The organism is Anabaena subtropica FACHB-260, from assembly GCF_014697105.1.
Taxonomy (GTDB): Bacteria; Cyanobacteriota; Cyanobacteriia; order Cyanobacteriales; family Nostocaceae; genus Trichormus; species Trichormus subtropicus.
On sequence record NZ_JACJRF010000025.1, the window covers coordinates 58,563 to 81,660 of the forward strand.

26 protein-coding genes are annotated in these 23,098 nt (G+C 41.5%); 19 read left to right on the top strand and 7 right to left on the bottom strand.

The features are described 5' to 3' along the window. Positions 1 to 201 precede the first annotated feature (201 nt). Positions 202 to 408, bottom strand: a complete 207-nt coding sequence (locus tag H6G18_RS15180) for a hypothetical protein (protein WP_190407932.1) — start codon at positions 406 to 408, stop codon at positions 202 to 204. A gap of 244 nt (positions 409 to 652) precedes the next feature. On the opposite strand from H6G18_RS15180, the gene H6G18_RS15185 reads away from it, so the two are divergent. The 3 genes from H6G18_RS15185 (at position 653) to H6G18_RS15195 (ending at position 3,720) form a co-directional block, all read left to right on the top strand. After that, complete coding sequence (locus tag H6G18_RS15185; RefSeq protein WP_190407933.1) at positions 653 to 2,812, top strand: Tex family protein; 2,160 nt, start codon at positions 653 to 655, stop codon at positions 2,810 to 2,812. A gap of 226 nt (positions 2,813 to 3,038) precedes the next feature. Further along, positions 3,039 to 3,455 (top strand): phage holin family protein, encoded by a 417-nt coding sequence (locus tag H6G18_RS15190; protein ID WP_190407934.1) that lies wholly within the window; start codon positions 3,039 to 3,041, stop codon positions 3,453 to 3,455. A 73-nt stretch (positions 3,456 to 3,528) separates the two neighbouring features. After that, positions 3,529 to 3,720 carry a YqaE/Pmp3 family membrane protein gene (locus tag H6G18_RS15195; RefSeq protein ID WP_190407935.1) on the top strand — a complete coding sequence of 64 codons (192 nt, stop codon included), beginning with the start codon at positions 3,529 to 3,531 and terminating at the stop codon, positions 3,718 to 3,720. Between the two features lie 529 nt (positions 3,721 to 4,249). Here the strand turns inward: H6G18_RS15195 and H6G18_RS15200 are convergent. Beyond that, positions 4,250 to 5,050 carry a histidine kinase gene (locus H6G18_RS15200; RefSeq protein WP_190407936.1) on the bottom strand — a complete coding sequence of 267 codons (801 nt, stop codon included), beginning with the start codon at positions 5,048 to 5,050 and terminating at the stop codon, positions 4,250 to 4,252. 224 nt (positions 5,051 to 5,274) lie between these two features. On the opposite strand from H6G18_RS15200, the gene petJ reads away from it, so the two are divergent. From petJ to rpmA, 6 genes are all read left to right on the top strand, one after another. Beyond that, entirely contained in the window at positions 5,275 to 5,610 is a 336-nt protein-coding gene (petJ, locus tag H6G18_RS15205) for a cytochrome c6 PetJ (protein ID WP_190407937.1), read from the top strand. A 220-nt stretch (positions 5,611 to 5,830) separates the two neighbouring features. Then, positions 5,831 to 7,039 (top strand): FtsW/RodA/SpoVE family cell cycle protein, encoded by a 1,209-nt coding sequence (locus tag H6G18_RS15210; RefSeq protein ID WP_190407938.1) that lies wholly within the window; start codon positions 5,831 to 5,833, stop codon positions 7,037 to 7,039. A 134-nt stretch (positions 7,040 to 7,173) separates the two neighbouring features. Then, the gene (bchI, locus tag H6G18_RS15215) at positions 7,174 to 8,298 is read left to right on the top strand and encodes a magnesium chelatase ATPase subunit I (protein WP_190407939.1); all 1,125 of its coding nucleotides are present in this window, start codon (positions 7,174 to 7,176) and stop codon (positions 8,296 to 8,298) included. 70 nt (positions 8,299 to 8,368) lie between these two features. Continuing rightward, entirely contained in the window at positions 8,369 to 8,665 is a 297-nt protein-coding gene (locus H6G18_RS15220) for a hypothetical protein (RefSeq protein WP_190407956.1), read from the top strand. 353 nt (positions 8,666 to 9,018) lie between these two features. Beyond that, positions 9,019 to 9,411, top strand: coding sequence for a 50S ribosomal protein L21 (gene rplU / locus H6G18_RS15225; RefSeq protein ID WP_190407940.1), 393 nt, complete (start codon positions 9,019 to 9,021; stop codon positions 9,409 to 9,411). 35 nt (positions 9,412 to 9,446) lie between these two features. Beyond that, entirely contained in the window at positions 9,447 to 9,725 is a 279-nt protein-coding gene (gene rpmA / locus H6G18_RS15230) for a 50S ribosomal protein L27 (RefSeq protein WP_190407941.1), read from the top strand. A gap of 47 nt (positions 9,726 to 9,772) precedes the next feature. Here rpmA and H6G18_RS15235 read toward each other — a convergent pair whose 3' ends face one another. Then, positions 9,773 to 10,216, bottom strand: coding sequence for a hypothetical protein (locus H6G18_RS15235; protein WP_190407942.1), 444 nt, complete (start codon positions 10,214 to 10,216; stop codon positions 9,773 to 9,775). Positions 10,217 to 10,567: 351 nt separating this feature from the next. On the opposite strand from H6G18_RS15235, the gene cruF reads away from it, so the two are divergent. Together cruF and cruG are read left to right on the top strand one after the other, a co-directional pair. After that, complete coding sequence (gene cruF / locus H6G18_RS15240) at positions 10,568 to 11,473, top strand: gamma-carotene 1'-hydroxylase CruF (RefSeq protein WP_190407943.1); 906 nt, start codon at positions 10,568 to 10,570, stop codon at positions 11,471 to 11,473. Between the two features lie 156 nt (positions 11,474 to 11,629). Continuing rightward, a complete protein-coding gene (cruG, locus tag H6G18_RS15245; RefSeq protein ID WP_190407944.1) occupies positions 11,630 to 12,823 on the top strand; it encodes a 2'-O-glycosyltransferase CruG in 1,194 nt (397 codons plus the stop codon). Between the two features lie 28 nt (positions 12,824 to 12,851). Here the strand turns inward: cruG and rnhA are convergent, their stop codons facing one another. Next, positions 12,852 to 13,760 carry a ribonuclease HI gene (gene rnhA / locus H6G18_RS15250; RefSeq protein ID WP_190407957.1) on the bottom strand — a complete coding sequence of 303 codons (909 nt, stop codon included), beginning with the start codon at positions 13,758 to 13,760 and terminating at the stop codon, positions 12,852 to 12,854. 153 nt (positions 13,761 to 13,913) lie between these two features. Here rnhA and H6G18_RS15255 point away from each other — a divergent pair, with 153 nt between their 5' ends. The 4 genes from H6G18_RS15255 (at position 13,914) to H6G18_RS15270 (ending at position 17,489) form a co-directional block, all read left to right on the top strand. Further along, positions 13,914 to 14,927, top strand: coding sequence for a cytochrome d ubiquinol oxidase subunit II (locus tag H6G18_RS15255; RefSeq protein WP_190407945.1), 1,014 nt, complete (start codon positions 13,914 to 13,916; stop codon positions 14,925 to 14,927). Positions 14,928 to 15,102: 175 nt separating this feature from the next. After that, a complete protein-coding gene (locus tag H6G18_RS15260; protein WP_190407946.1) occupies positions 15,103 to 16,122 on the top strand; it encodes an ABC transporter ATP-binding protein in 1,020 nt (339 codons plus the stop codon). Positions 16,123 to 16,170: 48 nt separating this feature from the next. Further along, entirely contained in the window at positions 16,171 to 17,058 is an 888-nt protein-coding gene (locus H6G18_RS15265) for an ABC transporter permease (RefSeq protein ID WP_190407947.1), read from the top strand. Between the two features lie 44 nt (positions 17,059 to 17,102). After that, a complete protein-coding gene (locus H6G18_RS15270) occupies positions 17,103 to 17,489 on the top strand; it encodes a hypothetical protein (protein WP_190407948.1) in 387 nt (128 codons plus the stop codon). A gap of 148 nt (positions 17,490 to 17,637) precedes the next feature. Here the strand turns inward: H6G18_RS15270 and H6G18_RS15275 are convergent, their stop codons facing one another. Next, a complete protein-coding gene (locus H6G18_RS15275) occupies positions 17,638 to 18,075 on the bottom strand; it encodes a peroxiredoxin (protein ID WP_190407949.1) in 438 nt (145 codons plus the stop codon). A 152-nt stretch (positions 18,076 to 18,227) separates the two neighbouring features. Here H6G18_RS15275 and H6G18_RS15280 point away from each other — a divergent pair, with 152 nt between their 5' ends. The 3 genes from H6G18_RS15280 (at position 18,228) to H6G18_RS15290 (ending at position 20,649) form a co-directional block, all read left to right on the top strand. Next, positions 18,228 to 18,632 (top strand): Npun_F0494 family protein, encoded by a 405-nt coding sequence (locus H6G18_RS15280; protein WP_190407950.1) that lies wholly within the window; start codon positions 18,228 to 18,230, stop codon positions 18,630 to 18,632. A gap of 286 nt (positions 18,633 to 18,918) precedes the next feature. Next, entirely contained in the window at positions 18,919 to 20,394 is a 1,476-nt protein-coding gene (gene cobQ, locus H6G18_RS15285) for a cobyric acid synthase CobQ (RefSeq protein WP_190407958.1), read from the top strand. 15 nt (positions 20,395 to 20,409) lie between these two features. Next, positions 20,410 to 20,649: a 2Fe-2S iron-sulfur cluster-binding protein gene (locus H6G18_RS15290; protein WP_190407951.1), complete on the top strand. Its 240-nt coding sequence runs from the start codon at positions 20,410 to 20,412 to the stop codon at positions 20,647 to 20,649. Positions 20,650 to 20,764: 115 nt separating this feature from the next. Here H6G18_RS15290 and H6G18_RS15295 read toward each other — a convergent pair whose 3' ends face one another. After that, entirely contained in the window at positions 20,765 to 21,520 is a 756-nt protein-coding gene (locus H6G18_RS15295; protein ID WP_190407952.1) for a metallophosphoesterase family protein, read from the bottom strand. Between the two features lie 219 nt (positions 21,521 to 21,739). Here H6G18_RS15295 and H6G18_RS15300 point away from each other — a divergent pair, with 219 nt between their 5' ends. Beyond that, positions 21,740 to 22,024 (top strand): DUF2470 domain-containing protein, encoded by a 285-nt coding sequence (locus tag H6G18_RS15300; protein ID WP_190407959.1) that lies wholly within the window; start codon positions 21,740 to 21,742, stop codon positions 22,022 to 22,024. A 119-nt stretch (positions 22,025 to 22,143) separates the two neighbouring features. Here the strand turns inward: H6G18_RS15300 and H6G18_RS15305 are convergent, their stop codons facing one another. Beyond that, positions 22,144 to 22,890 (bottom strand): DsbA family protein, encoded by a 747-nt coding sequence (locus H6G18_RS15305; protein WP_190407953.1) that lies wholly within the window; start codon positions 22,888 to 22,890, stop codon positions 22,144 to 22,146. Positions 22,891 to 23,098: the final 208 nt, after the last annotated feature.

The following is a 23,098-nucleotide window of genomic DNA, read 5'->3' on the forward strand; positions in this document are numbered from 1 at the left end:
AGGAGATTCTGAAATTTTCAAGACAGAGACGCAGCGAGAAAAATTTTGCAATTCATTCCTTGAATTAGCAATACTTGGATATTTATCAAGTATCAGAAGGGTAGAGATTCTTTAGAAATTAAGCAACCATTAAAGGAGTTTTGGCTATTTCATCTTTACTTAGGTTTAGCTGGAAGATACTGCTCTTATCCCTTCATACAGCTAATTTCTTCTCAAAAACTTATTAGTACTGGCAAATACCACCATTAGCAGCATTACCTGTATTTGCCAAGGTGCAAGGATTAAGCTCACCATCAGACTCAGCACCGTAAATGTACCAATGATATAGGCTACTTCATCTTGACATTTTTTGGATATGTAGCCGGTTGCTAAACCAGCGACTAGAGGAACCAAAAAAAACATAGGCATTTTTACTTACCTTCCAACCTCAAACGTAAACTTTCACTGAAAATAGCCGAAATTAATTTTTTTTAATGCGGGTAGTTTCTTATATTAGCAAGTTGAGTTACATTATGTTACTTAAAATTACGGTATTTATTTCAATATTACGTAATCATTTGGTAAATTAAATTAACTTAATACTTGCAACTATTGCTAGAAAGAGAATCTAGCATAGTACCTTTAGGAGTAAATTTCCCACATTAATTACCCGATGCTGAACATTCCTCAACTACTGGCAACTGAACTAGAACTCAAACCTTATCAGGTGCAGAACGCGCTGGAACTTTTAGCGGAAGGTGCGACTGTTCCCTTCATTGCACGATACCGCAAAGAGCGCACTGGTGAGATGAATGAAGTGCAGTTGCGTGATTTAGCTGATAGGTATACTTACTTAACAGAAATTGAAGAAAGAAAGTCAGTAATTTTAAAAGCGATCGCCGAACAGAATAAACTGACAGATGACCTAAAAGAGAAAATCATATCTTGTTTACAAAAAACTGAACTTGAGGATTTATACTTACCTTATCGTCCAAAACGCCGCACTCGCGCCACTATCGCTAGAGAGAAAGGATTACAACCTCTGGCAGACTTTATTAAATCTCTCAACGTTAAAAATCCCGTTTCCTCCTCATTATCAGAAGAAGCAGCCAAATATGTTTCCGAAACTCAGGAAGTAACAAGCGCCGATGATGCACTCAAAGGTGCATCTGATATCTTAGCGGAAGAAGTCGCAGAAAAAGCTGATTTACGGGCATATATTCGAGATTATCTTTTAGAAGAGGGGTTATTTGTTTCTCGCATCAAAGATGATTACCCAGAAGGTACAACAAAATTTGAGATGTACCGCAACTATCAAATTAAAGTGAAAAATATTGCACCCCATAATTTGCTGGCGTTGTGTCGGGGTGAAACTGAGGGAATATTAAAGTTTGATGTGGTCTTTGAAGAAGATTTACTACTGTCTTATCTGGAGTCTCAAGAAATCAAGACAAAAGTCAGGTTAATTCGGGATTTTTATCAGGCGATGCTGAAAGATGCTTTTAACCGCTTGATGAAAAACTCCCTAATCAGTGAAGTAATTGCTGAGAAGAAAACTTATGCAGATATTGAATCTATCAAGACATTTGAAATCAATTTACGCGAGTTGCTATTATCTGCACCAGCAGGGATGAAACCAACTATGGCCCTTGACCCTGGTTTTAGAACTGGGTGTAAAGTGGCAATTATTGACCAAACAGGAAAATTTTTAGAATATCAAGCAGTATTTCCCCATCAAGCGGCTGAACAACGGACAAAAGCTGCTCAAACTATCAAAAATCTCATTGAAAAATATCAAGTAGATTTAATTGCTATCGGTAATGGGACAGCTTCCCGCGAAACGGATGAGTTTATAGTACAGGTATTACAAACTTTAAACCGTAAACCCATCAAGGTAATGGTAAATGAGTCTGGCGCATCTATATATTCTGCCAGCAAAGTCGCACTTGAAGAGTTTCCTGATTTAGATGTAACAGTGCGGGGTGCAATTAGTATCGGTCGGCGTTTGCAAGACCCTTTAGCAGAGTTGGTGAAAATTGATCCTAAATCTATTGGTGTGGGACAATATCAGCACGATGTGGATCAGAAGTTGTTGAAGAAGAAGTTAGATGAGACTGTAGAAAGTTGCGTGAATTATGTGGGTGTAGACTTAAATACCGCTTCTAAAGAACTCTTAACTTTTGTTTCCGGGATTACACCAACCGTAGCCAACAATATTGTGGCTTACCGCAACCAGTATGGAGCCTTTAAAAATCGCCGCCAACTTTTGAAGGTTCCCAAGTTGGGGCCGAAAGCATTTGAACAAGCAGCAGGATTTCTGCGGATTCGTGGTGGCGATAACCCTTTGGATAATACAGCAGTGCATCCAGAAAGTTATACCCTAGTGGAAGCGATCGCCTCTGACTTAAGTGTACCTTTAAATCAAGTCACGCAAATTGCCGAAAAGCTCAAAAAAGCCGACTTAAAGAAATACGTCACCGATACCGTTGGCGAACCCACACTACGTGACATCCTCAGTGAATTAGAAAAACCAGGAAGAGACCCCCGTGCTGAATTTAAGTATGCCACTTTTAAGGAAGGGATTAAAGAAATCAGCGACTTGCAAGAAGGAATGGAACTAGAGGGAATTATCACCAACGTGGCTAATTTTGGTGCATTTGTCGATATTGGCGTACATCAAGATGGTTTAGTGCATATCTCCCAACTGGCTGATAGATTTGTCGATGACCCGAAGAAAGTTGTGAAAGTGGGACAAGTTGTCAAAGTCCGAGTGCTGGAAGTAAACGCCAAATTGAAGCGGATTAGTTTGTCGATGAAAGTAGTCAAACAGTAAACAAGTTTGTAGTCAGGACTTTAGTCGTGATAGCAGGTATTTTATAAGTGCTAAAGCACTTACTACGAACCAAATTGAAGCATATTGGTATTTATCCCCATTTTTTCTAAATATTCCAGATGGTAGACAAGCAATCTATCTTGTAAGAGATGCTGATAATTAGTTAATTATTCAAGATAGTAATAGCAAGATTCAAATAATTTATCTCTGAATTTTAGGTAAAAAAATGTTGGGAATATTTTTAACAGCTCTAGCTACAGCACTCAGTCTACTAATTGTTGATTTAGTAGTACCTGGTGTCAACATTGCTAACTTTCCAGCCGCGATGATTGCTGCTGTTGTCATTGGCTTAGTTAATGGCTCAGTTAGACCAATTCTCTCGACTCTATCATTACCACTTAACTTTTTAACCTTTGGCGCATTTTCTTTAATTGTTAACGGTCTTTGTTTCTCATTAGCAGCAGCTTTGGTTCCTGGGTTCAGCGTTCACGGTATTCTCGCTTTTATTTTGGGGCCAGTTGTTCTCTCCTTCGCTAGTACTTTCATTAACAACTATTTTGTTGAGAAGAATCTTTTAAGTGGAAGTGACAAAGCTCAAGCTGAATTACCTTCCCAATCCCAAGGTGAATTGTCATCTAGATAATGCCTAAGATGGAGTTAAGAATTCACTTGATTCCAGACAATGTAAGTAAATTTTGAAAAATAGCAACAATCCCATGAAATTACTTCGTATTCTTCTTGGTCTATTCTTACCTCCAGTAGGAGTGTTCTTAACAGTCGGTGTCGGCCCAACTTTGCTAATTAATATCTTGTTAACAGTCTTAGGCTGGCTTCCTGGTAGCATTCATGCAGTTTGGGTCATTGCTAAACATGAAGAACAATTTAATAGAGAGGGTGGTATTTATTAGGATTTGGCGGTAGATGTCACAGCTTTAGATTAGTTAAATAGGTCGGGATATTCCCGCCTATTTTTTTTATTTATATAGATAACATTAACGTAGGTCTTTCTTGAGAGGTTATTTATAAAGTAAAAATAAAATTACTGTAGGGTGTGTTAGGCGCACATTTGGAGATGATGTCTCACGAAAAGAATAACTTAAGCGCCTAACGCACCGCTAAATAATATGGTGCGTTGCGTTAGGCTAAAGCCTTAACACAACGGCAATAAAGCGGGAAGAACATCTACACCGCTTTTTGCCTCCCCTACTTAAGATTTACTTTATAAATAGTCTCTGAAGAATCACTTCAAAATTAAATATCCCTGAATTAGTTGTTTGATAATTCAGGGATATATTAATTAAAGATATTTCATTAAACGCGTTCGTCGTGAAGACTTTATTCCTCGAATCTTCAAGCACTAAAGTGCTTACTACAAACTTATCAACAAGTTAGTTACAGGCTACTACCCTCTTACTAAAAAGAGAAACGCGACATTTACTATTTGTGTACGATTGTTTTATCTTGCTCAGGATGTTCTTTATCTTTGAACAAATCAGCTGTTGCTAGTAGTAATTCCCGCAAAGTTTGTTTAATTTGACGCTCTTTTCTAGCTAAGGATGTACCAGCCTCACCCAGTTTATCTTCTATTTGCGATCGCTTCTGGTCTACCTGGGTAGCTATAGCTTCCGCTTGAGGACGAGCCTGATCATACCAGGTTTTCGCTTCGTCTAGATAATTTTGAACTTCTTCAGAACGTCCACCGTAGCGAGCGGCTAAATTAGCTCTGACAATTGATAATTGCGCTTGTAATTGGGCATAGCGTTTTTGCAATAGCGAAACTTCTTCACTATTTTTGATAGCATCAATAGCAGAGTCAATAGCAGTTTTTGTACTAGCAGTTTTTTCCTGACCGCTTTCAGAAATATCTGCTAAAATTACATCAACTTCTTGCTGAATTTTTTCTTCTTCACCATCAATTTGAGCTTGCAGTCTTTGCAATTCTGACTGACTTTTAACTATTGCTTCGTGTCTTTTAGTATTAATTCCTTCAATGGCTCCTTCAATTGAAGCTGTAACTTCTTCTTTAATCTCTGTACCTTTATCTTGCAGATTCTCAATTACGGTAGAAACTGCATCTTTGACAAGAGAGCGGATTTCACTAGAACCTTCTTTTAACTCAGAAGCTACTTGAGCAACTGCGGCTTTAACAATTTCTCGAATTCTCTCACTTTTTAATTGTCCAGTTGCTTTTGCTTGTTGTAAGTCTGCTTGAATTTGCTCTTTGATATTACTAGCCATTTTCAACTCTGGTGATTTAGATAATTTGGATAAAATTTTTGCAGATACTCTTCCATTTACATTATGGTTTAGTCCTCATCGCTGAGGTACTTCCTAGAGACATAAAATTAGAAGATGCACACTACAGTAGATAATGTATAACTTATGGCTTATCTATGGGATGATGAGTATGTAACCAATAGTTATATTTTCAGAAAGAGGCAAATAATTACAGGAGAAGCTAGGTGCAGAAATTTCTTAAATTAGTATTAATAACTCTTTTATTTTTGACAAGTGCTTTCACTCCACCTGCAAGTGCAGCAGATATAGCCAATGGTGGACAAATCTTTAGCCTTCACTGTGCTGGTTGTCATATCAACGGTGGTAACATCATCAGACGGGGAAAAAACTTACAAAAGAAAGCATTGAAAAAATATGGAATGGATTCCCTAGAGGCAGTTACATCTATTGTTACCAATGGTAAAAATAATATGTCAGCCTACAAAGACCGTCTCAGCGAACAAGAAATTCAAAATGTTGCTGCTTACGTTCTAGAACAAGCAGACAAAGGCTGGCAATAAATAACAATTCAAAATTCAAAATCCCTTACGGAAAACAAGCTACAAAATTCAAAAAAATGGCACTACCAACAGACAGTATCACAAGATTTGTACCAACTGATTGGTAATTGTGGTGACGAATATCACCGATAACAACCATCAATGTTACTATTCCAGCAGTGCATCACACTATGAGTTATAAGTTATGTGTGTTATTCCTAACTTTTACCTGTACTGAATTGTGAAGCTACGCAGCCTGTTTCCATTTTTTGATGATTCCGTCTCCACCTGGGCATTAGAAGCGCGTTTGCTGCGCTGGTTAACATTTGTCTGGTTATTTGTCGGGTTAGTCATGCTATTCTCAGCCTCCTACGTAGTAGCTGATGTCCGCCAAGGTGATGGGTTGTATTACTTTAAGCGGCAAATCCTGTGGGTTTTTGCTTCTCTGATTGGTTTTAACATCATTGTCAATCGACCCTTACAGAAAATTCTCGGTATCTCCCATTGGCTATTAGGACTATTTTTAGTATTAATTTTTGTCACCCTCATTCCTGGATTGGGTAAAAAAGCTTTTGATGCAGCCCGTTGGATAGCAATTGGCCCGATTCCCCTACAACCTTCAGAACTAATTAAACCCTTTTTGGTATTACAAAGTGCCAGATTATTTGGACAGTGGGAACGGTTGACCTGGCAAGTACGTTTAACTTGGCTGGGTATTTTCGGGTTGGTAATTTTAGGAATCCTTGCCCAACCGAACTTAAGTACAGCCTCACTCTGTGGTATGACTATCTGGCTAATTGCTTTAGCCAGTGGCTTACCTTATAAGTATTTAGCAGGAACAGCGATTGGTGGATTCTTGTTAGCAATACTGAGTATTAGTATCAAAGAATATCAACGCCGACGGGTGATGTCATTCCTCAATCCTTGGGCAGATGCTACAGGAGATGGCTATCAGTTAGTTCAAAGTCTGTTAGCAGTCGGTTCTGGTAAAACCTGGGGTGCTGGATTTGGGATGTCGCAACAGAAGCTATTCTATTTACCAATTCAAGACACCGATTTTATTTTTGCCGTCTTCGCTGAAGAATTTGGCTTTGTCGGCAGTATAGTTTTGCTAATACTTTTAGCTCTATTTGCGACTCTGGGTTTAATAGTTGCACTGAAAGCAAAAAACCCCATACATCGACTGGTAGCAATTGGTATCACTATTTTCATGGTTGGACAATCCCTACTACATATTGCTGTTGCAACAGGTGCTTTACCCACTACAGGCTTACCCTTACCCATGTTTAGTTATGGCGGTAACTCCATGATTGCCAGCTTAATAAATGCAGCTTTGCTAATTCGGGTAGCCAGAGAAAGTAGCGAAGCCGAGGTATTACCATTACGAGGTGATAGGCAACAAATTGGAGGGTACAGGGGTGAAAATAAACGTCAGCGTCGGCGGATTTAAGCCTAGTACCGCCAGTGTAAGTCATAAAGAATTCTATTTTAGGCTTTTGCACTCTTCATATTTAATCTTTTCCCACCCCCTATCTATGGCACAATAAGAGACTGTAATAAGAAAAGTATTGTTAAGGTAATTTAGTGACTCCAACAGCTCAAGCCACGGCAAGTGCGCGTCGCGTAGTATTTCCATTTACGGCAATTGTAGGCCAGGAAGAAATGAAACTGGCGCTGCTGTTGAACGTGATTGATCCCAAAATCGGTGGTGTAATGATTATGGGCGATCGCGGTACAGGTAAAACGACGACTATCCGGGCCCTGGCTGACCTATTGCCAGAAATCCCAGTAGTTGTCAATGACCCCTTCAACAGTGACCCCAGCGACCCCGACTTGATGAGCGATGAAGTCCGGCAAAAGGCAGGACAAGGGGCAGAAATTCCCACAGAATTCAAAAAAGTCCAAATGGTAGACCTGCCCTTAGGTGCGACAGAAGACCGGGTATGCGGCACTATCGACATTGAAAAAGCCTTATCTGAAGGTGTGAAAGCCTTTGAACCAGGACTTCTGGCTAAAGCAAACCGTGGTATTCTCTACGTAGATGAAGTCAATCTCTTAGATGACCACCTCGTAGATGTACTACTCGACTCGGCAGCCAGTGGCTGGAACACCGTAGAACGAGAAGGTATTTCCATCCGTCATCCAGCCCGTTTTGTTCTCGTCGGTTCTGGGAACCCAGAAGAAGGCGAATTACGACCCCAATTACTTGACCGTTTTGGAATGCACGCCGAAATCCACACCGTTAAAGAACCAGCTTTACGGGTGCAAATCGTCGAGCAAAGGTCAGAATTTGACCAAAATCCGCCAACATTTCTTGAAAGGTGCCAATCTGAACAACAAGCACTACAACAGAAAATTGTCAATGCCCAAAAGCTATTGCCAGAAGTAAAAATTGATTATGACCTGCGGGTAAAAATTTCCGAAGTCTGTTCAGAACTGGATGTAGACGGTTTACGTGGTGATATTGTTACCAACCGCGCCGCCAAAGCCCTAACAGCATTTGAAGGAAGGACAGAAGTTACAGTTGATGATATTCGTCGTGTAATTACCCTATGTCTGCGTCATCGTCTGCGGAAAGATCCTCTAGAGTCAATTGATTCCGGTTACAAGGTAGAAAAAGCCTTTGCCCGAGTCTTTGGGGTAGAACTATCAGAAGATAACTCCTCGCAAAAAAACGGTGCAGGTCAAATTAAAACAGGTGTCCGGTAATCACCATCAGTGAACAGTAATAATTAATAACTGTTCACTGATGACTTCATTTCAGCACTCAGCACTCATGATAAGACATTGGAATTTTTGGTTAAATAGCTTCATTTTAGCTAGCCAATACAATCCACCCCGGTTTGTAGAGTTAGTCATGCTGATGCTAGCGATCGCCATGTTAGCCATAGCAGTAATTTTACCAGAAAAACCTTATTTGATACTGGGTTTGAGCTTCGTAGTTGGCGCGTCGATATCTATCTTAGTACGAGAAGCGATCGCTCCCTCAGCAGAAAACAAAGTCACCCAACTCACAGCCTTACTCTTACTTTTCATTAGTCTATATGGTTTCGCTGACTTACTCAAAACCCTCTAATTAGTCAGAAATCCACAATCCATTCTGAAAACATTTATTATTACTAAGGGAAAATCTGAGCAAAGAGATTCCATTGCTCAGACTTGTTGGTGCTGTTCTGTGTCACTACTTACTACATCCCACAATTTTGATATTTCGCAAATTCCGGCGAAATTAATTGAGAAGTTCTGTATTTCTAAATTTTCCAGTCTCACCCTCAGAAACTATAAATAATAACTTGACTCCATAACTGCTAATCAAGTAAAATTTTAGATTGTCTGTCTAATTACCTGCTCGGATCAGGTAGACATACTGCAAAAGCTGGTAAATCAAAACCAGCTACCTGTACGGCAACCTCAAGGACAATTAATTTCATGGCCTACGCGATTATTGAGACTGGTGGCAAGCAAGTACGAGTTGAGCCAGGTCGTTTTTACGATATTGAACTCCTCGCAGTCGAACCAGATGAAAAAGTTACAATAGATGCTGTATTACTAGTACAGAACAACGGTGAAGTCACCATTGGTCAGCCTTTAGTAGCTGGGGCAACAGTAGAAGGAACAGTGTTGCGGCACCTGAGAGGTCGCAAAGTCCTGGTTTATAAAATGAAGCCGAAAAAGAAAACCCGCAAAAAACGGGGGCATCGCCAGGAAATCACTAGACTTTTAATTGATTCGATCACATTTAACGGCACAGTGTTGACAGCAGAAGTGACCGCAACTGCTGAAACTCCTGAGGCTACCCCAGAGACAGAAGCTGCTGAATAATAGTAAATCCGCAATAAAAAAATAAAAAGGAAATTATGGCTCACAAGAAGGGAACAGGTAGTACACGCAACGGTCGTGATTCTAATGCCCAACGTTTGGGTGTCAAGCGCTTCGGTGGAGAAGCAGTCATTGCAGGAAACATTCTTGTACGTCAACGTGGAACAAAGTTTCATCCTGGCAACAATGTTGGTATCGGTAAAGATGATACTTTGTTTGCCTTGGTTGATGGTTTAGTTACCTTTGAAAGAAAAGGTAAATCCCGCAAAAAAGTTAGCGTTTACCCAGTAGCTGCCGCAGAAGCAGTAGCTAGCTAAGTAGTTATTGTAGTGAGGACTTACGTCCTTACTACAAACTGCTTTTTTTATAAAATTAATTTTTGAGTCAATAACATATTTATAAATGCACCTAATAGTACACCTATAATTGAAACAATAAATGTAACGATAAAAGCTTGCCATTCTGTAAAACCAGTAGATTGGAAGTCAATTCGGGTTAAAAGAGCGGCAGAAATAATGAGTAGTGTATCAAGAAATACACGAAACCAAGCAATCATGAGAAAAAATAGGAATGCGCCCGTTACAGCAACTAAAAAACTCCTAAGGCTGGAAGCAAGTAAAACATTGGAGTAATTAGCAATCTTTGAGTAAGGAGCGGTGATGCTTCCTACCAAAAGAAATATAGTTAACACAAGAATAATCCAGGCAAACCAAGGGGCTTGTATATCAGATAACATCCAACCCAAACTACTGTAGCTCAACAGTAATAAAACTAGGGCTAGCCAGGGAAGTCTATTCACAATTGACATGGGTTGGTACAGCTAGTTATTCTGCAAGAATTGTTTGGTAGGATTCAAGGTTTTTTTAAGTTTGGCAAATTTTGTGATCGTTGTTGCATTTTAAAATACAACCAGAAACACACCCAACTTAATCCAGCAAAAAACCTAACTTACCTGGATAGATTTTGACTGCGATCGCTTAGACTATAAGTTTATCATCCTATTTTTTCTAGGCGCAATCAATAGGTTGTCAAGCTCTGACAAAACTTTAAACAACTTTTGCAGAGAATTACGGTAAAAACTAGTTAAATATTTAAGTAAACATTTGTAAACTGTTAGCAGCCGAGTAGCCACATATCACATCGTGTTCAAGGAATGATCATGAAACAACTTGTTATCGCGGAGCGCGTATGCCTCATTGGTCATATCGTCTCAATGGTGTTTGGATTGGTAGGGATACTACTAGTTGTACCTAATGCAGAAGTGCTTTTCCATCTATCGGAGATGGGACAAACAGCCATGCAATGGAGTATGGCTGGTGGTGGTGTAGTTTACATGATTCTGGGTGCAGCAGCTGTATTTTTATATGCCTTACGGACATTGGGTTTGGGTCGTACTTTGGGTTTTATGCTACCTGCGGTATTGATCTCCTTAACCAGTGAATTGCTAGGAACCAGCACAGGCTTTCCTTTTGGTCACTACAGTTATTTAAGTGGCTTGGGCTATAAAATTGCTGGCTTAGTACCGTTTACAATTCCCTTGTCCTGGTTTTATGTAGGATGTTCCTCATACCTGTTAGGACGTGCTGGCTTAGAAGTAGATAAAAAACCTACTTTGTTACGTCACATCGGCTCTATTGGTTTGGGTTCATTGCTGCTCACCTCTTGGGATTTTGTACTTGACCCTGCCATGAGTCAAACTTCCTTACCCTTCTGGTATTGGCAACAGCCAGGCCCCTTCTTTGGAATGCCCTATCAAAACTTTGCTGGTTGGTTGGGTACAGGTGCAGTATTCATGACAGTGGCTGCTGTGTTGTGGAGAAATAATCCGATAAAATTTGAGCGATCGCAGCTTAATGTACCTTTAGCAGTTTATTTAGGCAACTTTGGTTTCGCTACCGTCATGAGCTTGGCAGCAGGGTTTTCTATTCCTGTATTGCTGGGCATACTGCTAGGTGTAGCCCCAGCGTTAGCCCTGTGGTGGAAAGGCTCATCTGCATCAGACCAAATCAGCGTAGAACAAGCTGCAAATAAAGTCTCCATAGCCAGCATTAAAGTTGTGAATTAGGGACTGGGGAATAAAACCCAGTACTGAGTAATGAGTTCCGAGTGAGTAATCTCACTCAGCACTCATAACTCAGCCCTCATAACTCCTTAATACCCAGTTCAACATCAAAAACATTCTTTTTATAGTAGCGATTCCCAGTTGCAAAGTATTTTTATCGTGGACAACGCTTTGACAGCAGCAAGTGCTTTGGCGCTTCTGTTACTACTTATCCAAGTGCCAGCAACAGCAATTCTGCTGTCTCGTTTATTTAAGGGGCCAAGACGACTACCCCCCATTCAACCGCAACAGCCAACACCAGAGCTTTTGGGTAATGTGAGCGTTGTAGTTCCCACACTGAACGAAGCCCTGCGTATCAGTCCTTTGTTAGCAGGGTTGAGTCAGCAGAGTTACGAAGTTCGGGAAGTGATTGTGGTAGATAGCAAATCCCAAGATGGGACTCCCGACTTAGTAAAAGCCGCACAGCAGAAAGACCCCCGCTTCCGCCTCATCAATGATGACCCTTTACCCTCCAATTGGGTGGGAAGACCTTGGGCATTGCATAACGGCTTTTTGTATAGTTCCGAAGATAGCCAGTGGTTTTTAGGCATGGATGCTGACACTCAGCCCCATCCTGGTTTAGTAGCTAGTTTAGTGAAAATAGCCCAGGCGCAAGGATACGACTTAGTGACCCTTTCACCCCAGTTCATCCTCCAGTATCCCGGTGAATGTTTGCTGCAACCTGCCTTGCTGATGACTCTTCTTTACCGATTTGACCCCGCAGGCATTACTACAGACCAACCAGAACGGGTTATGGCCAATGGACAATGTTTTTTGTGCCGTCGCTCTGTATTAGCTGCTGTGGGTGGTTACAGTAGCGCTAGTAGTTCTTTTTGTGATGATGTCACCTTGGCACGTCATATTGCAGCCCAAGGGTATAAGGTGGGCTTTTTAGACGGGGCTAAGGTGTTGAAAGTGAGAATGTATGAGGGAGCGTTAGAGACTTGGAAGGAATGGGGGCGCAGTCTTGACCTTAAAGATGCTTCTCCCCGCTCTCAAATTTGGGGAGATTTATGGTTACTCTCATCTGTTCAGGGTTTGCCTCTACTGATTGTCTTGGGCTATTTGCTGTTTGGTTTTCTACCTCCCGTCTTGCTGCCCTTAAAGCTTTTATGGGGATTAAATTTATTTTTACTTGTGATTCGCTTTGCTATGCTGTTGGCGATCGCTCCTTCTTATGATCGTAAAAGTGCTAAAGGTGGCTGGCTATTTTGGCTTTCACCCTTAGCTGATCCTCTAGCCGTGCTGCGAATCTTCTTATCTGCTTTCCGCACTCCCAAGGAATGGCGAGGGAGAACTTACAGTCATAAGTAGGGATTTTACCCCACTCTCCACTCCCTACTCACTCATCTTCACCTCCAACGCGATCGCCCCGTTCTAATTCCCAGAGAATTTGATTACCTTCACGGCGTACCCGTGAAACAATCCAGTTGCGCCAGCGCCATTGGTCTCCCCGACTAGTGACAGCGCTGGCATGGACATCCATTAAGTCTGCCAACTCAGAACTAGTGATTAGATAGCCTTTTGCCGCAATTTCATCTGCAATCCGCAGAGTTTCTACGAGGTTACGGAGTTGTTCAACCCGTTTTTCTGACGGTTTTTCTTCGATTGTAGCCGCAGCGTGTGCGGTAGATGGTTCCATAATGTTGATGTTTGACGCAGAAGTACTGATTTCTTGTGTCGTTTTGTGAACTATTGTAGAGGTTGTAACATAATCAGGTACTTTTGCTACACTTATTTTGCTGATATCAGGTAAAGATTTGTGAGCATTACGAGTAGATAATTGTTGTAAAGACGGGATTCTACCAGTTGCAAAACAGCGAGCAATCACATCACAACGTTCGTTACCTATGTTACCAGAATGACCGCGAACATGGTGCCAATTGACCTTGCGGCTATTAAGCTCATCCAAAGTTTCTAAAAGGTCTTGATTCTGAACTGGGTTCCCATCGGCTTTTTTCCAGCCTTTTTTTTTCCAACCTTTTACCCACTTGGTAACACAGTTAATTAAGTATTCACTATCTGTATAGAGGGTAATCGGTTCAGTTTGCCCAGAGTCGTGTAGGAATTGTAAAGCAGCGATCGCAGCTTGCATTTCCATCTTATTATTGGTCGTATGACTGGCGGCATCACCCATTTCGTGAATTGAACCATCACTAAAATAGACGACAACACCCCAACCCCCAGGGCCGGGATTACCAGTACAAGCTCCATCAGTGTATATGCTTTCGATTATTGGTTGGGTAGACATGGTAAAGATATCAAACCGCATTGGTAAGTACACACTTTAGCGGCAAAAGATGGGAAGCAATATATACGTTAACTTAAGAAAAATCAATCCTCCAGTTGGGTTTAGTCAATATACCCGCTTTCTCAGTAATACATTTAACACTTATAAAACTATATGGAGACACTCCAATATTTTCTTCCCCAAGTCTGGTTTGTGATTCTCGCATTCTTTCTTTTCCTCTACGTCATGCTAGATGGTTTTGATTTGGGGGTGGGGATTCTCTCTCTCACTTCCTCCGATGAGAAACGGCGAGGAATTTTGATGACTAGCTTGAGTAATATTTGGGATGCTAACGAAACTTGGCTCGTTCTCATGGGTGGCGGCTTGTTCGGCGCGTTTCCCTTGGCTTACGGCACAATTTTAAATGCTTTGTATATCCCAATTTTCGTGATGATATTTGGGTTTATTTTTCGTGGTGTAGCCTTTGAGTTTCGGGAATTATCTAGACGCAAAGTTTTGTGGAATTTTGCTTTTGGAGCAGGTAGTTTTACGGCTGCACTTGGTCAAGGATTTGCATTAGGTGCTGTACTCAAAGGAATTAAAGTTGATGAGACGGGACATTTTATTGGTAGTACCTGGGACTGGTTCAGTTTACCTTCGGTGTTGGTAGCGTTAACCTTAATTCAAGGATATGTATTGATTGGTTCAACTTATCTTGTGTGGAAAACTACAGGAGAATTGCAAGCAACTCACTATAAAACAGCGAAACTAGCAGCTTGGACAACTTTAATCGGGGCAATTTTTATTACAGTTACCACACCGATAATTTATGAAAGTGCTAGAACAAAGTTGTTTCAACAGCCTTTAGTCTATATCTTTGCCGTCATTCCTGTGTTGGGTGTGTGGTTAATTTGGCAACTATTACAGAGTCTCAATCGCCAAGAAGAACGCGCACCTTTTGTTTGGACAATACTTTTGTTTGTACTGTCGTTTATTGGCTTAGGTTTGATTGTTTTTCCTTATATTATTCCACCCCAGATTACTATTTATGAGGCGGCGGCAGACCCTAGTTCCCTGGTAATCATGATTATTTTTATCGGCTTTCTCATTCCAGTAATGCTGTTTTATAATCTCTACCAATACATTGTTTTCCGAGGTAAAGTTACTGGTAATAGCTACGGAGAATAATTATAAATACAGTTACTGAGTCAAGGTAGTAAGCGATCGCTTGATAAATATCCCCCTATCCCCAGCCAATACATAATATAGAGGATCTGTAGCTAGGCGATCGCCTGACCTAACCCCACTCAACTACAATATATATAGATATTGTTGCGAATTGTATAGTTAGGGTTTAGCTGTCATGGCTCCCGCCGTTTTAATTCAAAATCTGCAAAAGCGTTACGGTACTGTTGAAGCCGTCAAAGATGTTTCTTTCCAGGTAGAACCAGGGGAAATCTTTGGTTTACTCGGCCCCAACGGTGCAGGTAAAACCACTACTCTACGTGCTTTGTGTACCCTCACCACTCCAGATGCTGGCAAAATCGAGGTATCTGGAATTTCTGTGTTGGATAACCCCAGAGTAGCTAGACAACGGCTAGGCTATGTTGCTCAAGAAGTCGCCTTAGATAAAGTGTTAACTGGAAAAGAACTGTTGCAATTACAAGCAGCACTTTATCACCTCCCCAAAGCAGTAGCCAAACAGCGAATTGAGACAGTTTTAGATTTACTCGGTTTACAGGAGTACGCCAATAAAAAAACAGGAACCTATTCTGGTGGGTTACGTAAACGCCTAGATTTGGCGGCTGGCTTACTTCATGCACCAGATGTATTAGTGTTGGATGAACCAACTGTAGGGCTTGATATTGAAAGCCGTTTCGTGGTGTGGGAATTCTTGCGAAACCTACGAGCATCGGGAACGACTGTTGTCATTACTAGCCACTATTTAGAAGAGATTGACGCGCTAGCCGATCGCGTTGCTATCATCGATCGTGGTGTGGTGATTGCCGTTGGTACACCCTCAGAATTGAAAGATAGACTCGGAGGCGATCGCATTACTTTACGAATCCGCGAGTTCTCCCCCACAGAAGAAGCAGAACAAGCTAAATCTCTACTACAAGGATTACCCTTTGTCAAGGAAGTCATCATTAACAACGCTCAAGGTAATTCCCTGAACTTGGTAGTAACACCACAAAATGATGCCTTAATTACTATCCAGCAAGCACTAAATAACGCCAGTTTACCAATTTTTGGTATCGCCCAATCTCGTCCTAGCCTCGATGATGTCTACCTCGCCGCCACCGGACGTACTCTACTAGATGCTGAATTAGCAGCAGTAGCCAATCGCGATCCCAAAGCAGAGAAGAAACAGAATATGAGATAGGTATCATTCCACTGACAACTGACAACTAACAACTGACAACTAACAAACATGAGTGTTACCCCCAAATCTGATATAAATTGGCAACCAGCCCCATCACCGCCAGCTTACGCTGATACTGCACATAATTTCTTTGGTGAACTAGTGCAGGAAACGTTGGCTTTAACTCGTCGCTTGTTTATTCAATTACAACGCCGCCCTTCCACCTTGTTAGCTAGTATTATTCAGCCTGTAATGTGGTTGGTATTATTTGGCGCTTTGTTCCAAAATGCTCCAAAAGGCTTATTCGGCAGTACGACAAATTACGGACAATTTTTAGCTGCGGGTGTAATAGTATTTACTGCATTTGCTGGGGCATTGAATGCAGGTTTACCGATAATGTTTGACCGTGAGTTCGGCTTTTTGAATCGGTTATTAGTCGCTCCCCTGGCATCACGGTTTTCCATTGTCTTTGCTTCAGCAATCTTTATTGTCAGCCAAAGTTTACTGCAAGCAGCCGTAATTGTAGGCGCTGCGGCATTTCTAGGGGCTGGCTTACCAGATATAGCAGGCTTAGGAGCGATCGCCTTAATTGTCTTCCTGCTGGCTTTAGGTGTAACAGCTATCTCTCTCGGTTTAGCTTTTGCTTTACCTGGACATATTGAATTAATTGCAGTAATCTTTGTCACCAACTTACCATTGCTTTTTGCCAGTACGGCTCTCGCTCCTTTATCCTTCATGCCCAAGTGGTTACAGGTTGTAGCTACCCTAAACCCTCTCAGCTACGCCATTGAACCCATTCGTTATCTCTATCTCCACAGTACTTGGGGGTTGAGTGATGTGGTGATGCAAGCACCTTGGGGTGATGTCACTTTTGGAGGAGCGTTGCTAATATTGTTTAGCTTTGCTTTGATTGCATTATTGAGTATTCAGCCCCAACTGCGGCGGACTCTTGCGTAAAATCAAAGCAGAATGGTGTTAGAGGAATTTTAGAGTCAAAAATCATGAAAAAACTATTTTTACCCGTAACCAAGCTTTTGATAGGTTTAGCAGGAATTAGTTTTGCTTCCTTGCTGACCATACAGCCTAGCTTGGCTCAACTCGGCACAGTAGATGCAGGTGGTAATAGTGATGCTCAAAATAATAACCTGAATTTCGACTCCGGCAATTTCAATATGTTTGACCTCATCCATCGGGCAAACTTAGGAAATACTACATTTGACAGTAATCGCCAGAGTCAACAAATAGACGATGCCGCGAAGGCATTTAGAGAAAGGCAAAATAAAGTAACTGGTGGTCAACAATACAGACAAGTACTTCCTATTTTGCCTCCCAATGCGACAGAACCAGCTGCTACTCCATCAACGTTGACAATCCCCGGTAACAACTGATGGTAGGGAGTGGGGAGTAGGGAGTAGGGAGTAGGGAGTAGGGAAAGAGGTTCAAGCAACCCACCCACAAGGAAATGGGGTTTTGCACTCGTTCAATCAAGTCATAATTCCTTACTTTTATCTCACCACTCACTACTCACCATTTAACTTACAGTCCCAAAGCAGTTAAAAGATCACTAGCATGGGTTGTTGTGTTTACAGTGGAATCAACGTGAACAATTTTACCTTCGGGGCTAATTACGTAAGTGACACGCTTGGCATAACCACCGCCATCAACATCGTAAGCTTTGATTAAGCTCTTATCAGTATCAGCCAGCAAAGGAAAATTCAAATTATATTTCTGGGTGAATGCTTGATGAGAGCCTTCATCATCGGCACTCACACCTAAAACAACTACATCCTTGTTTTTGTAATCAGGTTGAGCATCACGGAAGCTACAAGCTTGTTTTGTGCAACCTGGTGTATCATCTTTGGGGTAAAAATACAAAACTACTGTCTTCCCAGCAAAATCAGATAACGAAACGGTGTTACCGTTGGTATCTTTGACGGTAAATGCAGGTGCATCCGTACCAACTGCTAGAGGCATAATGAACCTTTCCTGTTTCAGATTTTTGATGACTTTGAAATTTTACAATAATTTACAATACTTTCATGACAATCTTAAAAAACTGGGAATTCGGTATAGTTTACCTTCTTGTCCAATACCCAGGACACAGTACCCAATCTTAGTTACGAATTATGCCTGCGATTAATTTCCAAAACCCCAAAGCTTTTTCCTACCAACCAAGCACCGTAAAAAGAGCCAGGCGATCGCTCATCTGTTCTCCCTTCAATATTGTATTATTTGAAACTATGCGTCATCAGAGTGTTTCATTAGGTGCGATCGCTAACCAATCTGGTGTTAAGCATGGTTATACCAGAAATTCATTGTCAGAATTGGCTTGTGATAACGAGTTGGGATGGTTAATTCAGGTAGGAATATTGCGGCGAGAAGTAGATGGACAAGGGATTACGGATGGTTTCCGCCTGACTCCCCTGGGATACCAACTCATAGAAGAATATCAAGGAAAAAACTTGCCTGCACCTTCATGGCGCGATCGCCTATACAAAACCGTAATTCGTTGGTTTAGACTCCCTTTTTAGAATGACAACCGAAAAGTTAGGATTAGGGATTTCTAGGGAACAATATATACGGAGAAACATCAACCCGTTTATGAAATCTTTACCATTTTCATCGGAACTGAATTGGTGAGATTGTTAGTTGGGGTTGAATTACATTCGGTGGCGCTGGTGTATCCTCTAGACTTGAGGACAAATACTCGCAATCAATTTACTTTTGTAGCTGCCAAATGTTCTGACATTTGAGCAGCAAATTGCTATATTATCCCCCAAATATCTCACCCCTTATTTTGAATAACTGAAAGTGGCTATGAAATCAATAATGGTAGTGGGGACAACATCCCACGCTGGGAAATCACTGATAAGTACGGCTATTTGTCGCATTTTGTCACGGCGTGGTTGGCGAGTGGCTCCCTTTAAGGGACAGAATATGGCATTGAATGCTTATGTCACAGCCAATGGGGGAGAAATTGGCTACGCGCAGGCAGTGCAAGCTTGGGCAGCAGGGGTTGTACCTTGGGTAGAAATGAATCCGATTTTACTCAAACCCCAAGGAGATATGACTTCTCAAGTCATCATTAGGGGTAGACCTGTAGGTAGAGTCAATGCTGCTGACTATTATGAACAGTATTTTGAACCAGGTTGGCGGGCAATTGAAGAATCACTACAACATCTAGGAACTGAATTTGATTTAGTTGTTTGTGAAGGTGCGGGTAGTCCAGCAGAAATTAACCTCAAGCACCGCGACTTAACTAATATGCGGGTAGCAAAATATTTAAATGCCCCCACCCTACTAGTAGTTGATATTGACCGTGGTGGTGCTTTTGCCCATGTAGTCGGGACACTAGAATTATTAGAACCAGAAGAACGCCAATTAATTAAAGGTATAGTCATTAACAAATTCCGGGGACAGCGATCGCTCCTAGAACCAGGAATTAAATGGTTAGAAGAACGTATCGGTATCCCAGTTGTTGGTGTTATCCCCTACTTACAGGAAGTTTTCCCCGCCGAAGATTCTCTTGATCTACTGGAACGCAAAACCCACAAATCCCAAGCGGATCTTCATATCACTGTCGTCCGCTTACCCCGAATTGCCAATTTTACCGACTTTGACCCCCTAGAATCAGAACCCACAGTTGCGGTCAAATACATTAGTCCAAAACAAGATTTAGGACACCCAGATGCAGTAATTCTTCCAGGGACAAAGACCACAATTGCGGACTTGATATTGCTACAAAAAACTGGAATGGCTGAAGCAATCCAGAACTACGCCGCTTCTGGGGGTACAGTTTTGGGGATTTGCGGCGGCTACCAAATGCTAGGGCAAATCATCGCTGATCCCGAAGGTATAGAAGGACAAGCTGGTAGATATCAAGGTTTGAATCTCTTACCAATTAGAACCGTAATTACAGGACAAAAGATTGCCCGTCAGCGTCAAGTTAGCTCAAACTTCCCACAGATGGGTTTGCCAGTCAATGGCTTTGAAATTCACCAAGGGCGATCGCGAGTGGAACCCCAAGGTGATAGCAAAGCCTTCCAACCCCTATTTGATGATGTTAACTTAGGGTTAGTGGATAGCTGTCAATCTGTTTGGGGTAGTTATCTGCATGGGCTGTTTGACAATGGCCCCTGGCGACGTGCTTGGTTAAATCGTCTCCGTCAACAGCGCGGTTTAAAATCTCTACCCACAGGTGTGGCCAATTACCGGGAGCAACGAGAGCAGATGTTAGATAATATAGCTACTGAAGTCGAAAACCATTTAGACTTAACACCCTTTCTGCCCTAGCGAGGCTAGTATTTCATGAATGTTCGCGTCCGATTTTTGCCAGATGATGTCACCATTAATGCTGAAGTGGGAGAAGCCCTGTTAGATGTCGCAGACCGGGCGGGAGTTTTTATTCCCACCGGTTGTCTGATGGGTTCATGCCATGCTTGCACAGTAGAACTTGAAGATGGAGACATCATCCGTGCTTGTATTACTGCTGTACCCCCAGGACGCGAAGAATTAATTATCCACCTGTTTAGTGACCCGACTTGGTAGTTTGCCTTCGCCAATAGTAGAGGTAGTTCATTATTCATTTTGAACTTGGCAGAATTCATTCTCTACCAAGTTCTCTTTCTGCGTAACTTGCTTCCTTGAGAAGATTGTGAAGTTTTCAAGCTCGCTGCTTGCTACGGCGAACCGCTATTTTCTTTGGATCAACATAAATTACTCCTTCCTCCAAGGGTAAGGTACGTAAGCAGTTGGTAAAAATATTAATTTGGTAAATTAAATTATTTGTTATGTCTAATCCAGTTAACCAACCACTACGTGGATGGTATGCACCAGTATCTATATCCAGCCAGCCCTGACCTTGAGCTAATTGACCAGGATTTACGCCGGGGAAGGTAAAGGTAATCGTGTGACCAATAATAACCAGCTTATCAGGGAAGTATGGTTGTGGAATACAGTGGAAATCTTCTCTAATCCAGCAAAATTGCTCGGTGGTTTGTTCTGACAAAGTTAAGTTAGGGTCAAGACCAGCATGAGTCAACCAAACATCACCCAAATCAAGATATGCGGGCAAACTCCGCAACCACTCTAAATGTTCTTCAGGAATGCTTCTATCTTGGTAACTAGCGATCGTTGCATGACCTCCACTATGTAACCATGCTTGCATAGTGGCGACGGTGATATCACCACTAAGAACGTTTAATAGCATCTGCTCGTGGTTTCCCAACAGACACAAATAATTGTTTTCTTTAACTAAATCAATTACGTATGAACTATGGGGGCCACGATCAATCAAGTCTCCCAGAAAATAAACTTGGTCATCAGCACCCGGAGCGATCGCCTCCAACAAACTCATCAATCCTTCGTAGTGTCCATGTACATCCCCAATAACTATTCGGCGTTGACTAGTTTGGCTCATCGGTTCTTAACTGGAATAACTTCGCTGAATACTTTTGCTACAGTTTAATCGGTTAGGATTCCGCAACGATAGGTAAAAACTACTTGAAGAATTTAAAGTTATTGTAGATGGTTCCGGAGAAATACGCTCTTTGCTACAGAGGCAAAACAGCACTACTGCAAATTTTCTCTCGGTTAGCCTAAAATTTAGGCAGTTATTTTAATGATTCCTCATCTTACAATGTCTGAACAATTTTCTGCGGAAATTAGCTCACGCATCTGCAATCACATGAATGAAGACCATGCCAATGCCGTAGTCCTCTATGCTCAGGTTTTTGGCGGAGTTACCCAGGCTTCAACCGCTCAAATGCTGGCAATTGATGCTCAAGGGATGGATTTAACCGCACAAGTAAATGGTGAGTCCCTCCCCGTGCGTATCCAATTCGATCATGTTTTGGCAGATGCAGAAGATGCCCATCACACGTTAATTGCAATGGTCAAGCAAGCTAGAGTTCAGGCCCAGTAGAAAGCTTGAAGAAGAATTTTTAACTTCACTGAAAAGGAACGCTGACTAATGAAGAATCAAACCCACTTAAGTGGGTTTTTCGGTATAGTTGTGACTTTTAGCGCTCAGGTTAGCTATTGTTAACTAGCCTCAGCCAATTTGCTTTCTATTTCTGATAGTTGTAAGCCACCAGAGAAATTTTTACTATTCATGATGAAGAAGGGTGTGCCAGAAATAGCCAATTTTTGAGCTAGTTGGATATCTTGACTAATTGCGCTATCCGCAAGACGGCGATCGCTGTTAAACTTTTCCAAATCAAGATTTAGTTTATTTGCAGTCTCTAAGTACAAAGCTTCACCCAGTCGCTTTTGATTTGTAAATAAAGCATCATGATATTCCCAGAACTTGCCTTGCTGATTTGCTGCCCAAGCTGCCTTTGCTGCTGGCATTGCTTGATCATGAATGGGTATCAAGGGTAAATGTTTGTAAACTAAAGTTAATTCACCCTGATGTTTTGCTAGTAATTGTTTCAATGTTTTATGCGCCTCAGCACAGTAAGGACATTGAAAGTCAGAAAATTCTATTACTACCGCTTTTGATTGAGCCGCACTAGTAGTAGGAGAATCCCCGATCACAGCCTGGGGATTAGTTTTGAAATCTTGAAGAAATGCTTGGCGTATTTGATTGACTTGCTGTTGCTGTTGCTGCTGGTAAGCTTGGACAGAATCAATAATTACGTCTGGATGTTCTCGAAGAATTTGTATGACTTGCTGTTCTAGTTGGGAACTGATGCGGTTAGCTGCTTGTGCAGGAAAAGACCAAGTTAAAACTAGGCACAATAAAGTGAATATCACGCAATTACGTAGATACTGAAATAACTGATACATAGGAGAATACTGGAGAAATTAACATCTCCCTAGTATTCCCTAGAATTACTCAAAGCGACATACTTGTTGCTAAAATCCAAAAGATCCAATAATTACGAATTACGCCTAATGTGAATTAAGAAAAAAGGCGGGAGAAGTAAGAAGATGAAAGTTACCAGCTTCTCAAATCAAACTTCCCCCATGACTAGCATAAACTTTGGAACGCTAT